Annotated in this window: 13 protein-coding genes; 2 read left to right on the forward strand and 11 right to left on the reverse strand. The window is 63.7% G+C overall.

Annotation, left to right across the window (positions count from 1 at the left end; translation table 11 throughout):
• The first annotated feature begins 84 nt into the window (after positions 1–84).
• The gene (locus ACSYG9_RS06995; RefSeq protein WP_454841808.1) at positions 85–915 is read left to right on the forward strand and encodes an SDR family oxidoreductase; all 831 of its coding nucleotides are present in this window, start codon (positions 85–87) and stop codon (positions 913–915) included.
• A gap of 60 nt (positions 916–975) precedes the next feature.
• Here the strand turns inward: ACSYG9_RS06995 and ACSYG9_RS07000 are convergent, their stop codons facing one another.
• The 3 genes from ACSYG9_RS07000 to fgd are packed head-to-tail and all read right to left on the reverse strand — an operon-like array spanning position 976 to position 3,940.
• Positions 976–1,266 (reverse strand): WhiB family transcriptional regulator, encoded by a 291-nt coding sequence (locus ACSYG9_RS07000; RefSeq protein WP_454841809.1) that lies wholly within the window; start codon positions 1,264–1,266, stop codon positions 976–978.
• A 3-nt stretch (positions 1,267–1,269) separates the two neighbouring features.
• Positions 1,270–2,919 (reverse strand): glucose-6-phosphate isomerase, encoded by a 1,650-nt coding sequence (gene pgi / locus ACSYG9_RS07005; RefSeq protein WP_454841810.1) that lies wholly within the window; start codon positions 2,917–2,919, stop codon positions 1,270–1,272.
• A gap of 16 nt (positions 2,920–2,935) precedes the next feature.
• On the reverse strand, positions 2,936–3,940 hold the full coding sequence (fgd, locus tag ACSYG9_RS07010; RefSeq protein ID WP_454841811.1) for a glucose-6-phosphate dehydrogenase (coenzyme-F420): 1,005 nt from the start codon (positions 3,938–3,940) through the stop codon (positions 2,936–2,938).
• A 297-nt stretch (positions 3,941–4,237) separates the two neighbouring features.
• On the opposite strand from fgd, the gene ACSYG9_RS07015 reads away from it, so the two are divergent.
• Positions 4,238–5,008 carry a DeoR/GlpR family DNA-binding transcription regulator gene (locus tag ACSYG9_RS07015; RefSeq protein WP_454841813.1) on the forward strand — a complete coding sequence of 257 codons (771 nt, stop codon included), beginning with the start codon at positions 4,238–4,240 and terminating at the stop codon, positions 5,006–5,008.
• Here the strand turns inward: ACSYG9_RS07015 and ACSYG9_RS07020 are convergent.
• The 8 genes from ACSYG9_RS07020 to ACSYG9_RS07055 form a co-directional block, all read right to left on the reverse strand.
• Complete coding sequence (locus ACSYG9_RS07020; RefSeq protein ID WP_440126478.1) at positions 5,003–6,082, reverse strand: sn-glycerol-3-phosphate ABC transporter ATP-binding protein UgpC; 1,080 nt, start codon at positions 6,080–6,082, stop codon at positions 5,003–5,005. The genes ACSYG9_RS07015 and ACSYG9_RS07020 overlap by 6 nt on opposite strands.
• 31 nt (positions 6,083–6,113) lie before the next feature.
• On the reverse strand, positions 6,114–7,442 hold the full coding sequence (locus ACSYG9_RS07025; RefSeq protein ID WP_454842907.1) for an ABC transporter substrate-binding protein: 1,329 nt from the start codon (positions 7,440–7,442) through the stop codon (positions 6,114–6,116).
• Between the two features lie 30 nt (positions 7,443–7,472).
• Positions 7,473–8,366 (reverse strand): carbohydrate ABC transporter permease, encoded by an 894-nt coding sequence (locus ACSYG9_RS07030; protein WP_454841815.1) that lies wholly within the window; start codon positions 8,364–8,366, stop codon positions 7,473–7,475.
• The gene (locus ACSYG9_RS07035) at positions 8,363–9,289 is read right to left on the reverse strand and encodes an ABC transporter permease subunit (RefSeq protein ID WP_440126480.1); all 927 of its coding nucleotides are present in this window, start codon (positions 9,287–9,289) and stop codon (positions 8,363–8,365) included. Before ACSYG9_RS07035 ends, ACSYG9_RS07030 begins: the two co-directional genes overlap by 4 nt.
• Positions 9,290–9,435: 146 nt before the next feature.
• Positions 9,436–10,356 carry a L,D-transpeptidase gene (locus ACSYG9_RS07040; protein WP_454841817.1) on the reverse strand — a complete coding sequence of 307 codons (921 nt, stop codon included), beginning with the start codon at positions 10,354–10,356 and terminating at the stop codon, positions 9,436–9,438.
• Between the two features lie 149 nt (positions 10,357–10,505).
• Positions 10,506–12,185, reverse strand: a complete 1,680-nt coding sequence (locus ACSYG9_RS07045; RefSeq protein WP_440126481.1) for an FAD-dependent oxidoreductase — start codon at positions 12,183–12,185, stop codon at positions 10,506–10,508.
• Between the two features lie 123 nt (positions 12,186–12,308).
• Complete coding sequence (locus tag ACSYG9_RS07050; protein WP_454841819.1) at positions 12,309–12,533, reverse strand: dodecin; 225 nt, start codon at positions 12,531–12,533, stop codon at positions 12,309–12,311.
• A gap of 113 nt (positions 12,534–12,646) precedes the next feature.
• Complete coding sequence (locus ACSYG9_RS07055; RefSeq protein ID WP_454841821.1) at positions 12,647–13,870, reverse strand: serine hydrolase domain-containing protein; 1,224 nt, start codon at positions 13,868–13,870, stop codon at positions 12,647–12,649.
• Between the last annotated feature and the right edge of the window lie 28 nt (positions 13,871–13,898).

The raw sequence follows: 13,898 nt of genomic DNA on the forward strand, positions 1-13,898 counted from the left end.
CGGATACCTTACTTGCAGAAAATGAGAATGCCAATATCATCGGTGAGAACGAGTCAGTGGTATGAAATCCGAGTAGGGAGAACGATGACGAGCCAGCATGCACTTCGCGACCGCACGATGGTTGTGTCCGGCGCCAGCCGCGGCATCGGACTTGCGATCGCCGTCGCAGCCGCAGCGCAGGGCGCGAACGTAGTGCTCCTGGCCAAGACCGGCGAACCCCACCCGAAGTTGAAGGGCACCGTGCACACGGCTGTCGCCGACATCGAAGCGGCCGGCGGAAAAGCCGTCGCGATCGTCGGCGACGTACGCAAGGAGGAGGACGTACAGCGCGCCGTCGACACCGCCGTCGAACGATTCGGCGGCATCGACATGTGCGTCAACAACGCGAGCGCGATCGGTACCGAACCGACCGAGCATCTGTCCGCGAAGAAATACGACCTGATGCAGGAGATCAACTGCCGGGGTACCTTCCTCCTCACGAAGGCAGCCCTGCCGCATCTACGCAAGTCCGAGAACGGACACATCCTCACGATCGCCCCGCCGATCAACATGAACCCGCACTGGCTGGGCGCGCATCCCGCGTACACGCTGTCCAAGTACGGAATGTCGCTGCTGACACTGGGGTTCGCGGCAGAGTACGCCGAGGCAGGAATCGCCGCTAACTGCCTGTGGCCGGAGACCTATATCGCCACCTCAGCGGTCGCGAACATGCAGGACGGCGATAACCTGCTGTCCTCGTCGCGCAGCCCCGAGATCATGGCCGACGCCGCGGTGGCAATCCTGTCGAGTCCTGCGAAGACCACCAGCGGAAAGTGCTATATCGACGCCGACGTGCTCACTGCGGCGGGTATCACCGATCTCTCGCGTTACGGTGGTGGCGACAACCCGCAACGGGATCTGTTCCTCGACGCCTGAAAATCGCACACGTACAACGGCACCGAGTGCATTCACTCGGTGCCGTTGTACATCGGCGCACTATCGAACCACACGCCGCCTGCGTGCAGCCTTTCGTTCCTCCTCGGTCATACCGCCCCATACCCCGTATCGCTCACCGGATTCCAGAGCGTAGCGAAGGCATTGCATACTCACCGGGCACGAGTGGCAGATCCGCTTCGCAGCCTCGATTCGCTCCTCTCGCGGTTCGCCGCGCTCGTTGTCGGGGTGGAAGAAGATCGCGCCGTCGACGTCGCGGCATGCGGCGTCCATCTGCCAGTCCCACGACTCCGCGACCGGCGGAGGAAGTTTGAGCAGTTTCAGAGCGGGCATGGGTCACTCTCCCTTCGACATCTCTCGATAGATTCGGATGAGGGCGTCGGTGGACGCATCACCGGTCGCAGGATCGCTGCCTTCGGTCAACGCCGCCTGCAGTTGCGTTGCCTGCACCTTCCCCAGTTCCACACCCCACTGGTCGAACGAGTCGATCCCCCACACGACGCCCTGAACAAACACCTGATGCTCGTACAGCGCGATGAGCTGCCCGAGTGTCGACGGGGTCAGTTTCGGTGCAAGGATGGTCGTCGACGGCTGATTACCCGGCATCACTTTGTGTGCCACCAACTCTTCGGGCGTGCCGTCGGCCCGCACTTGGTTTGCAGTGCGGCCGAATGCCATCACCTTCGACTGCGCGAAGCAGTTCGCCATGAGCACATCGTGCATACTTCCGGTTCCGTCGGCAGTGGGAAGGTCGTCCGTCGACGTGGCGAATCCGATGAAATCGGCAGGTACCAGGTGCGTTCCCTGATGAAGTAACTGATAGAACGCATGCTGTCCGTTCGTTCCCGGCTCGCCCCAGAAGATCTCGCCGGTCGCGCATCCCACCGGAGTTCCGTCGGCGCGTATCGATTTGCCGTTCGACTCCATGGTCAGCTGCTGCAGGTAGGCGGGAAAACGTACGAGGTCGTTGGAGTACGGCAGCACAGCACGCGATTGCGCACCCAGGAAACTCGTGTACCACACGCCGAGCAGGCCGAGCAGGACCGGAGTGTTCTTCTCGAGGGGCGCCGTTCGGAAGTGGGTGTCGACGCGGTGGAACCCTTCGAGCAGTTCGGCGAATCGCTCTCGACCGACCGCACACATCACCGACAGCCCGATCGCAGACCCCACCGAGTACCGTCCGCCGACCCAGTCCCAGAAGCCGAACATGTTGGCCGGGTCGATCCCGAACTCTTCGACCCGCTGTGCGTGTGTGGACACCGCCACGAAATGCGCCGCGACCGCGTCATCTCCGAGCGTCGCGACAAGCCAGCGTCTCGCAGAGGTCGCGTTCGTCAGGGTCTCGACCGTCGAGAACGTCTTGGAGGCCACGATGAACAATGTCGTCGCCGGATTCAGACCGTGGAGGGCCGCCGTGAGATCGGCCGGATCGACATTCGACACGAATCGCACCGGCGGACCGTCGTGGTAGTGCCGCAGGGCACGCGTCACCATCACCGGTCCCAGGTCCGATCCACCGATCCCGATGTTGACCACCGTCGCGATCTTCTCGCCGGTCGCTCCGCGCCACCGGCCGTCGCGGACGCGGTCGGTGAACTCACCCATCGCCTCGAGCACCTCGTGCACGTGGGCTACCACATTCTCACTGTCGATCCGCAACTGTGCGGTCGACGGCAGCCGCAGCGCGGTGTGCAGGACCGCTCGGTCCTCGGTGACGTTGATGTGCTCACCGGCGAACATCCGGTCGCGTGAGGCCTCGACCCCCGTCGCGCGAGCGAGGTCGAGGAGCAGATCCCTCGTGTGGGTGGTGATCCGGTGTTTGCTGTAGTCGATCTCCAGATCCGCGGCGGTGACTGTCATCGCCGTGGTCCGGGCAGGATCTGCCGTGAACAATTCGCGCAAGTGCAACGACTCGACATCGGCGCGATGGGCGTCGAGCGCCTTCCACTGCGGAAGGGTGGTCACATTCTGTGCAACCGAAGTCATCTCGTCGTCCGTCCGTTCACGCGAGGGCGCGCAGACGCGGAGCCAGATCCCGCTCGAACAACTCCAGAAAACGCCTCTGATCATGACCCGGCGCGTGAAAGACCAAATGGTTGAGACCGGCATCGATATACGCCCTGACCTGTTCGACCGCGGCATCCGGATCCGACGCCACAATCCACCGCTTCGCCACCTGCTCGATCGGCAGAGCGTCGGCAGCCGCCTCCATCTCCACCGGATCCTCGATCGAATGCTTCTGCTCCGGCGTCAACGACAACGGCGCCCAGAACCGCGTATTCTCCAGCGCCAACTCCGGATCCGTGTCATACGAAATCTTGATCTCGATCATCTTGTCGATCCCCGCCACCTCACGCTCGGCCTTTGCCGCACCCTCGGCCACCGCAGGCAACAACTTGTCGGTGTACAACTCCATCCCCTTACCCGAGGTACAGATGAACCCATCACCCGCCCGACCCGCATACCGCGCCACCACCGGACCACCCGCCGCGACATACACCGGAACACCACCGTCGGGCACGTCATAGATCGACGCCCCCACCGTCCGGTAGAACTCCCCCTCGAAATCCACACGATCACCGGTCCACAACGCCCGCATCAACCGCACCGACTCCCGAAGACGAGCAAACCGCTCCTTGAACTCCGGCCACGCATCGCTGTACCCCGTCGCGATCTCATTGAGCGCCTCACCGGTCCCCACACCCAGCATCACCCGCCCCGGATACAAACACCCCATCGTCGCGAACGCCTGCGCGATCACCGCCGGGTTGTACCGGAACGTCGGCGTGAGCACCGACGTCCCCAACTGCAACCGCTCGGTACGTTCCCCCACCGCCGTCATCCACGCCAACGAGAACGGCGCATGCCCACCGTTGTGCCGCCACGGCTGGAAATGATCCGACACCGTCGCCGAATCCATCCCATGCGCCTCGGCGAGCACACCGAGCTCGACCAGTTCACGCGGACCGAACTGCTCGGCCGATGCCTTGTATCCCAACTTGAGCATTACGTGTGACCTCCGAAAGACGACGTCGTATGCGGTCGACCGAGGTCCGTAAGTCGAGGAACCTCGGCGGTTCCGGTGTTCTGGGCGAACTTCTCTTCTCGGCAAACTTCAGGTTCGTGACAACTTCGCGAGTTCTGCGCGAGAACGTGCACGTTCTGCTCGAAATAATGCACAGTTTCGCGCAGGAGTGTCAACATCTACGCGCGTTCTGCGTGTCGGTGCGCTATGGTCGTCACCAATCGAGCAGACTCTCGATCTCGACCGCCCAATACCCACGCACCGATCCGAGGAGCATTCGTGTCCGCGAGCGCACGACGACGTGAGATCTTCACTCGAGTACTCGCCGACGGATATGTCGACGCGAAGACACTGTCGGCGGCCCTCGGCGTCGACTCCTCCACCATCCGGCGCGACCTCGACGCACTGGCCCGCGACGGCAGGGTCGAACGTACTCACGGGGGCGCCAAGGCGATCGATGGCGCGTCGTTCGAAGTCCCGTACGCGCTCAAACAGGACGTACGCCGCGCCGAGAAATCGGCGATCGCGTCGGTCGGTGCCGCCCTCGTGTCCGACGGCGACAGTGTCATTCTCGACAGCGGCTCCACCACCTATGAGGTGGCGGTCGCGCTCCGTGAGAAATCGTCGCTGACCGTGCTCACCAACGATCTCCGTATCGCGAAGTTCGTCGCGTCGTTCCCCGACGTACGGCTGCTGGTATCCGGGGGCGAGTTGCTCGGCTCCGTCTACACGCTGATCGGCGACCATGCCGTCCGGTTCATGTCGCACTATTCGGCCGATTGGGCGTTCCTCGGGGCAGACGCGATCGATCCTGCCGCCGGAATCACCAACAACAACACGCTCGAGGTTCCCATCAAACGCGCCCTGATCGCCGCGGCCGCACACACGGTGGTCGTCGCCGACCACGCCAAGTTCGGGCGGCGAGCCCTCGCAAAGGTGGCTGCCCTCGATGAGGTGAACACGATTGTCACCGACTCCGGGCTCGACGGCGACCAACGCGACCTCTACGGCGATGCCTTGATGATTGCCGACGTACCCCCCGCGTCATGACCTGATGCGTCTGCCGGTTTCGGCCGAAAAGAAGCAGACCTCACCGGATTTCGGAATCAAGTAGATTTCGTCACCGTTCGCGATGGGGGTTCGCCGATCCCACCGCACCACGATCTTCCCGACACCGTCGGCCGGGTCCGCCGATACCGCGTGAACGAACGATTCGGCACCGAGTTCCTCGACGAGTACCGTCCGCAATGTCCACGAATCGTTTCGCCATGCTCCGACCGGCGTCCACGATTCCGGCCGCACTCCCAGCACCACGCGACCGGCGTCGATGGACCGGGGCGCCGAAATCTGCAGCGCGCCGAGCTTCGCCGACCCGTCCTGCACCGGCACCTCGACGAGGTTCATTCCTGGCGACCCGACGAATCCGGCCACGAAAGTGTTGACGGGGTCGTCGTAGAGTGTCCGCGGGGCGGCGACCTGCTGCAACCGGCCACCATCGAGCACTGCGACCCGGTCCCCCATCGTCATTGCCTCGACCTGATCGTGGGTGACATACACCGTCGTGGTCTCCAGTCTGCGCTGGAGCTCGGCGATCTGGGCCCGGGTACTCACCCGTAGTTTCGCGTCGAGGTTCGACAGCGGTTCGTCCATACAGAACACCGCCGGGTGACGAACGATGGCTCTTCCCATGGCCACTCGTTGGCGCTGTCCACCCGAGAGTTTGCCCGGTTTGCGGTCGAGCAGCTGTTCGAGTTCGAGCATTCTCGCAGCCTCGAGCACACGCTTCGTACGCTCGGGTTTCTTCATCCCGCCGTTCTGCAACGCGAAAGCCATGTTCTCGGCCACGGTCATGTTCGGGTACAGCGCGTAATTCTGGAACACCATCGCCACATCACGAGCCTTGGGTGGCAATCCCGTCACGTCGCGTCCACCGATCTCGACGCGGCCGGAATCGACCGCCTCGAGACCGGCAAGCATGCGCAGACTCGTCGACTTTCCGCACCCGGATGGGCCCACCAGCACCAAGAACTCGCCGTTCGCGATCTCGAGGTCGAGCGAATCGACCGCCGGGCGCTCCGAACCGGGGTAGCGATGCGTGACATTCCGGAAACTGATCTGGGCCACTGGGTCCGTACCTCTATCTGTGAATGTGTGCTTACAGGTTCGGGGTGATCTGGCGATCGATGATCTGCTGCAGCTGATCCTGAATCTCTGCGAATGTCACAGCGACGTCGGCGTTCTGCAGCGCGATCTTCTCGAGACCGGTTCCGATCACCTGGTCGGCACCAGGAACGAACACGCGGGCGTAGTCCTGGGACCGAGTGACTGCGAGCTGGTCGACGGCGGTGCGCGCGTTGGGGTTCTGGTCGAGGTACTTCTTCATGTCGTCGTTCTCGACCGCGGACTTCCGGACCGGCATGTACCCGGTGTTCTGAGAGAAATACGCCGTGTTGTCACCGCTGGTGACGAAGTCGATGAACTTCAGCGCGTTGGCTTTGCGTTCGTCGGAGATGCCGGATGGGATTGCAAGGCCTGCACCACCGGTCGGGCAGCCGGGGCCGTCCGGCGCGGGCAGGAATGCGGTGCCGAAGTCGAAGGCCGCGTTGCTGGTGATGCCGGACAGGTCACCGGTGGACGCGATCGTGGACGCGAGGAGGCCGGCCGCGAAGTCGTTGGCGATGTCGTTCGAGACGGACGCGTACTTCTTGGTGTGGATCATGCCCTCGAGGAACTTGCCTGCCTCGATGGTCTTCGGGTCGGTGAACTTCAGATCCCAGCCGTCGGAGTAGGCCCCGCCGAATGTCCAGATCGGCCCCTCGAACGTCCAGCCGAGGTAGTCCGCGGCATTACCCCAGCCATGCGCCCACTTGCCACCACCGACGACCTCTTGAATGCGCGGTCCCCACTCGTCGAACTCCGCCCACGACTCGGGGCCGCGGTCGGGCAGCCCGGCCTGATTCCACACGTCCTTGTTGTAGTAGAACAGCGGCGTCGACCGCGCATAGGGAAGCGCGAAATGGATTCCCTCGTAACGGTAGTCGGCGAGAAGCGAGTCGACGTAATCGTCGGTGTCGACGCCGACGCTCGCGAACAGGTCGTCGAGCGGCGTGATGGCACCGGTGATCGCGTAGTTGAACCACCACACGTCGGACAGGACGACGACGTCCGGCAGGTCACCACCGGTCAGCGCGGCGTTGAACTTCTGCGACACCTCTTCGTAATTCTTGCCACCGTCGATCAGGTCGACCGTCAGACCGGGGTTCTGCGCCTGGAAGCGGCCGATCAGTTCTTTCTCGATCTCGATCGACTTGCCGGGGTGGTTGGACCAGAAGTTGATCGTGGTGGCGTCGCCGGACCCTACCGACCCCGATGCGCCGGACGAGCCGGTCGAGCCGTCGCCGGTTCCTGCGCACGCGGCCAGAGCCGCACTCGTCGCAAGGAGACCCGTCAGCCCAAGGAAGCCGCGCCTGTTCAATTGCCTGATGTCGATACCCATTACCAGCTCCCTGAGTGTTCAGCCCTTGACCGCACCGGAGGTGAGGCCCTTGATCATGTGTCGTTGCAGGAGAAGAAAAACCACGAGGATCGGGAGCATCGCGAGCACAGTGCCCGCCATGACCGGACCCCAATTGGTGACGCCGTCGTTGTTCTGGAGCAGCGTCAGCCCGATCGGCAGTGGCGCTACGGATGCGTCGTCCGCCATGAGAAATGGCCACAGATACTCGTTCCACTCGTTCACCACGGTGATGATCGCGAATGCGACCATCGTCGGCCCCGATACCGGAAGCACTACCCGCCACAGCAGCCGCACCGGGCCGACCCCGTCCATCCTTGCGGCTTCGATGATCTCGGCCGGAATCGACAGGAAGTGATTTCGCATCAGGAAGGTGCCGAAGGCGACGCCCGCGAGTGGAACGATGATGCCCTGGAAGGTGTTGCGCCACCCCCATTCCGCGATCAATGCGTAGTTGGAGATGACGGTGATCTGGTTGGGCACCATGAGCGCTGCGATGATACCGAGGAACACGATGTTCTTGCCGGGGAAACGAAGGAAGACCAGCCCGTACGCGCTGAGTACACCGAGCACGAATTTGACGCCCGCGAGGACCGAGGTGATGATCACCGAGTTGCGGAGGAATGCAAAGAACTCGACGGATTGCACAGCCTCGGAGTAGTTCTGAGGATGGAACGTGGCCGGCCACCACGTCACCGGGATCGTGTAGATGTCCGGCCGCTCCTTGAACGAAGTCATGACGATCCAGTACAGCGGCAACCCCACGATGATCAGAACACACAGCATGGCGGCATAGCCGAACACCTTCACGAGACGTTCGCGTCGCACGTGGGTAGCGGCATCCACCGGCTCGGGTTCGGCGTGGAGGGTAGGACGGTCGGCGAGAGCAGTCACTTCTGATCTCCTCGATCCATGATGCGCACCTGGTATACGGTCACCGCAAGCAGCACCATGAACATGATGGTGGCGACAGTTGCTCCGTATCCGGCGCGGAAGTTGCGGAAGGATTCGTCGTAGATCTGGAACACCATCGTGGTGGTCCCGGTGCCGAGTGGGCCCCCGCGCGTCATCACGTTGATGATGTCGAACACCTGGAACGAATTGAGCAGCACTGTGATCGACAGGAAGTATGTGGTCGGGCGAAGCTGCGGTAGCACGACCCTGCGGAAAGTGGTCCACCCGGATGCCCCGTCGATCGCTGCGGCCTCACTCAGTTCGGGGCGCAGTCCCTGCAACGCGGCGAGATAGATGACGAAGGTATAGCCGAGGTTCTTCCACAGATAGGTCAGTGTCACCATCACCAGCGCCCAGGTGGGATCCTGGTAGAAGTTGGGCGATTCGATTCCGATCCGGGCCAGAACATCTTGGACGAGACCGAAGTTCGGATCGAATACGAACTGGAAGGCGACACCGACAGCGGCGCCGGAGATGACGAACGGTGCGAACAGCGCGGAGCGGACGAGGTTGCGGCCGATCAGTTTTCGGTCGAGGAGCAGGGCGAGACCCAGCCCGGCCACCATCGAGCCGATGACGGCAGCCGCGGTGAAGAAAATCGTGTTTCCCACGATCTGCCAGGTATCGGTCCTGCCGAACCATTCGCGGTAGTTTCCGAATCCGATGAACGTCGCAGTGGGACTGGCGATGTTCCATTCGAAGAACGACAGCCGGATGTTGTCCACCAGGGGTCGATAGGTGAACAGGATCAGCAGCGCGAGGTTCGGCCCGACAAGCACCGTGAACAGCGCATAGTCGGTCCAGGGACGGCCGCGGAGTCCACGACTCGTCTGCGGCAGTGTTCGTTCCGGACTCGATGACACCGAGGCAGTTTGGCCGTCATCGGCGAACAAGTGGTTACAACAAGAAGACGCCCCCTACCTTTCCGGGCGAATGTATCGTGCGTTTCGATGGATCGAACCGATGATTCACTCGCCCGACCGGGTAGGGGGCGGAAACTCAGCGCGTATCAGAGGTTCCAGTCTCCGAGTCCGTCCCAGCCGTTCAGGACGCCGCCCGCGGTGTTCTGCACGATCACCGGGTCGCCCTTGCGGGCGTTCTCGAAGAACCACTGACCGTCCGCGGTACTCACGTTGAGGCAGCCGTGACTGGTGTTTGTGTTGCCCTGCGCCCATTCGGACCACGGGGCTGCATGGATGAAGATGCCGCTGTTGGACATCCGCGTCGCGTATTCGACGTACGTGCGGTAGCCCTCAGGGTCGTCGACAGGCACGCCGTACGTGGACGAGTCCATGTACATGTCGCGGAACTTGTCGCCGACGATGTATGTGCCGTTCGGGGTTTCGTAGCCGGGCTTTCCGAAGGAGGTGGGCATGGTCCGGACCACCTCGCCGTTGCGGGTGACGGTGATCGTCTTGGTGTTGTCGTCGGCCACCGTCACGAGGGCGTCGCCGATGGTGAACGACGAGTGCGAGCCGCCCGCCCGGACATCGACGGTGGTGTGCGCGGGCCAGAACTCGAACGGCTTCCATCGCACCTGCTGATCCGACGCCCAGTAGAAATGGCCGCCGACTGCCGGCTCCGACGTGATCTCGATTGCGCGTTCGGCGGCGGCACGGTCGCCGACGGGCTCGTTGAACCGGATGATGATGGGTTGCGCGACACCGACCGTTTCACCGGAAGAAGGATTCAGCGACGGATCCGAGAACGGCGCCGCCGGAGCCGGAGGCGCCGGGAGTTGCGGCGCACCCGGGATCGCCGGTGCGAGACCCTCGATCAGGTCTTCGACACTCGGCACCTCCGGCCCACCCGGCCACAGCGGTGCGGCGGCCGCAGGGCCGACCAATGCGAGAGCGACCGCGCCGGCGCCGGTGAGGGCGGCGACGAAGCGACCGACCCGGCGCGTGGCACGGTGGCGACTCTTGGGCATGGACTGCTTCACAGACATCGACAAATTACCCATCGTTCGACGGTGCGTCGCGTTTTCACATCCCCGACCGCGGCGCTGGCGTACCTCGTCATTACACACACCGACCCGTCGTCGAGCAATTCGGGCAGTAGAGGTGGAGGCAGTGAACGTCAGGCTTCGGGCCTCGACGCCGCGAGCATTTCCTCGATCGAGACGAACTTCAGACGCGATCTTCCCGATGCCTTGCCACGTGCGCGTTCCTGCTTGTCGATGGCTTGCCAGCCCTTGTAATCGACGTACTCGGGGCGGCGTTCGGCTACCAGGGTGTCGAGCTTCTCCCGATCCGCCACGGGTTCGGCGAGACGCCCTGCGATGAAGTCGTCGACGAGCTGCGCGACGGTCTCGGCCGAGCACTGCTTGTTGGTGCCGATCACACCGCTCGGGCCCCGCTTGATCCAGCCTGCCGTGTAGACCCCGGTGACCGGGTCGCCGGTGTCGGGGTCGATGACCTTGCCCGACTCGTTCGGGATGACGCCCTTCTTCTCGTCGAACGGGAGACTGTCGACGGCAGTGCCGCGATATCCGATCGAGCGGAGCACGAGACCGGTCGTGAGCGTCTCGGTCTCGCCGGTGGGGCGGGCGTCCAGCCGTCCGTCGGATTCGACGAGTTCGTTGCGCTCGAGGGTGATCGACTCGACCCTGCCTTCGCCTGCGATCTCGACCGGCGACGCGAGGTACCGCAGCACGATGCGCTTGTTGCCGGGGTTCGGGCTGTTCTGTGCGTACCCCTCGACCTGGCGCATCTTGAGTGCGATCCGCGGCTCCACCTCGGGATCGTCGAGGATGGCCTGGCTGGCCGAATCGAGTTGGATCTCGTTGGGGTCGACGATCACGTCGATTCCCTCGAGCTGACCGAGGGCGAGCAGCTCGGGGTTGGTGTACGCGGCCTGCGCCGGGCCGCGTCGTCCGACGACGACGACCTCTTCGATGTTCGACTTCCGCAGTGCCTCGACGGCGTGCTCGGCCATGTCGGTGCGAGCGAGCTCATCGGGGTTCATCACCAGGGCGCGGGCGACGTCGAGTGCGACGTTGCCGTTGCCGATGATCACGGCGCGTTCGCCGGAGAGGTCGAACTGCCTGCCTGCGTAGTCGGGATGGCCGTTGTACCAGGCGACGAACTCGGTGGCGGCGTGCGAGCCCGGGAGGTCTTCGCCGGGCACACCGAGGTGACGGTCGCTCGATGCACCGACCGCGTAGATCACAGCATGGTGGTGCGCAAGCAGCTCATCGTGGGTGATATGCGTGCCGACCTCGACGTTGAACCAGCACTGGGTGTTCTTGTGACCGATGGCGCTGCGGAAGACGTCGCCGACTCCCTTGGTGGTCTGGTGATCCGGCGCGACCCCGGCACGAACCAGGCCGTACGGGGTAGGCAGGCGGTCGAACATGTCGACCCGGACACTCGAGTGCGAGACGAGTTCCTGCGCCGCGTAGCACGCGGCCGGACCGGAGCCGACGATCGCGACGCGCAGCGTTCCGAGATCTGCCGGGATCTTCTTGCGGCTGCGCAGCTCCGGCCAGTCGGGTCCGATCGGGTACCGCTCGTAGTACGCGGCGTTGATCTCGAGGTACGGCTCCTGTTCGGGGGTGATTTCGTTGTCCGCAAAGATCGCATCGACCGGGCATTCGTCGACACAGGCGCCGCAATCGATGCAGGTCTCCGGGTCGATGTAGAGCATCTCCGTCGTTGCGAACGGCGCCTCGTCGGGTGTCGGGTGTATGCAGTTGACCGGGCAGACTTCGACGCATGAGACGTCGTTGCAACATGCCTGGGTGATCACATAAGCCACTTCGCTACCTGCCTGAGAGTGCCGGGTGGGGTCGTCGAAACCCCAGACTATAACACGTTACAGATTCGGTCGAGAATCACATTACCCAAATCGTACCAGGCGATTGCCGGTAGCGAGAATGTACTATTCGGACAATTCGTCGCCGGACTCGATCCGGAATCCGATCTTGAGCGTAACTTGCGTGTGCGCGACAGCACCGTCATCGATGTGACCACGCGTGTTGACTACTTCGAACCATTCCAGGTGGCGCGTCGTCTCCCCGGCCCGCGCGACAGCCTTGGCGATCGCGTCGTCCACCCCGGCCGTCGATGACCCCACCACCTCGATCACTCGGTACACATGACTCATGGCGCGCTCCTCACGTATCGGCACAGGACATGCAATGTTCTGCTCCGGATACTGCCCGCCTCGCCCCGGCTTCGTGCCGGAACGGCAATCTCCACCACCCGAGCGAATTACGCTCACGCCTTCCTTGCAAGTTCGCGTGCCAGCGCTCCGAGCCGGGCCAGACGCAGGTCACCGAGCGGGATCGCCCCGGCGCCGAGACGGTTGGTGGTGAACGCGAGCGACAGACCCGAGTCGAGGTCGGCGAACGCTCCCGAACCACCCACTCCGTAATGCCCGAGTGCACCTCGCGGACGCTCGGTGCTCGCGAACACGGGTTGGTGGTATCCGAGTCGCCACGCCATCGGGACACCGAGGACGTAGTCGTGGCCGCGGCGGCGCACCTTGTTCATCTCGGCGATCGTCCCGGGATCGAGGAATCGCCTGCCGTCGAGTACGCCACCGGCGGCAATCGCCCCGTACATCCGTGCAAGCGCACGCGCCGTGAACACGCCGTTCCAGCCTGGCATGACGGAATCGTGGACCGCCGGGTCACGGACGAGTTCGTCGAATCCGTCGGGCATCGCCGCTTCCGCGAGCCCGCGCGTAGGTCCGATCCTCGACAACACCGAAGCGCTCATACCCCAGTTCAGCCCCATCGGACTGATCCGTGGAAACAGCGGTGCGATGCGGTGTCGTTCGCCGGCGGGAACCCGATACCAGAAGTCGCCGATACCCAGCGGTTCGGCAATCTCGGTTTCGACCACGTCGACGAACGGCTTCCCGGTGACCCGCGCAGCGATCTCCGCGACCAGCCAGCCGTAGGTGACGGCGTGGTAGCCCGAACCGCGATGACGACGCTTGTCCGGGCGTGCCGCGGCGAGCGCGGCGACCGTCCGGTCGTAGTCGAGGATTCCGTGGCTGCCCGGTACGAGCCCGCGTACACGGTGCAGACCAGCGCTGTGGGTCATCACGTCGGCGACGGTGATCGAGCCCTTGCCCCCTGCCGCGAACTCCGGCCAGTACTGGGCTACGGGAGCGAAATAGTCGATCAGACCGCGCTCGGCGAGTCTGTGCACGACGGTCGAGGCGACGCCCTTGCCCGTGGAGAACGACAGCGTCATCGTGTCGCGGGTCCACCGCCGGTTGCGATCGGCCCAACCCGCCCAGATGTCGAGGATCTTCTCGCCGTGCAGATATGCGGTGAGGGCTCCGCCACCGTGTTGCGGTTCCTTGTAGAGAGCGAAGAATCGGTCGGCGAGCGGGAGGAACCTCGGGTCGACGTGCATGGCGGTCGGGGGCAGTTCTCGGACACCCTGCTCTCGTGAAACCTGGCCCCGGTCGATCGTCCGGACGCTCATGGGCACCTCCGCTCGGATGTTTCCGACA

This window comes from Rhodococcus sp. SJ-2, assembly GCF_053750035.1.

Coding starts and splice junctions, on each gene's coding strand:
- ACSYG9_RS07000 (WP_454841809.1), bottom strand. CDS start 1,266: ATGCCCGCTCTGAAACTGCTCAAACTTCCTCCGCCGGTCGCGGAGTCG.
- ACSYG9_RS06995 (WP_454841808.1), top strand. CDS start 85: ATGACGAGCCAGCATGCACTTCGCGACCGCACGATGGTTGTGTCCGGC.
- ACSYG9_RS07050 (WP_454841819.1), bottom strand. CDS start 12,533: ATGAGTCATGTGTACCGAGTGATCGAGGTGGTGGGGTCATCGACGGCC.
- pgi (WP_454841810.1), bottom strand. CDS start 2,919: ATGACTTCGGTTGCACAGAATGTGACCACCCTTCCGCAGTGGAAGGCG.
- ACSYG9_RS07055 (WP_454841821.1), bottom strand. CDS start 13,870: ATGAGCGTCCGGACGATCGACCGGGGCCAGGTTTCACGAGAGCAGGGT.
- fgd (WP_454841811.1), bottom strand. CDS start 3,940: ATGCTCAAGTTGGGATACAAGGCATCGGCCGAGCAGTTCGGTCCGCGT.
- ACSYG9_RS07040 (WP_454841817.1), bottom strand. CDS start 10,356: ATGCCCAAGAGTCGCCACCGTGCCACGCGCCGGGTCGGTCGCTTCGTC.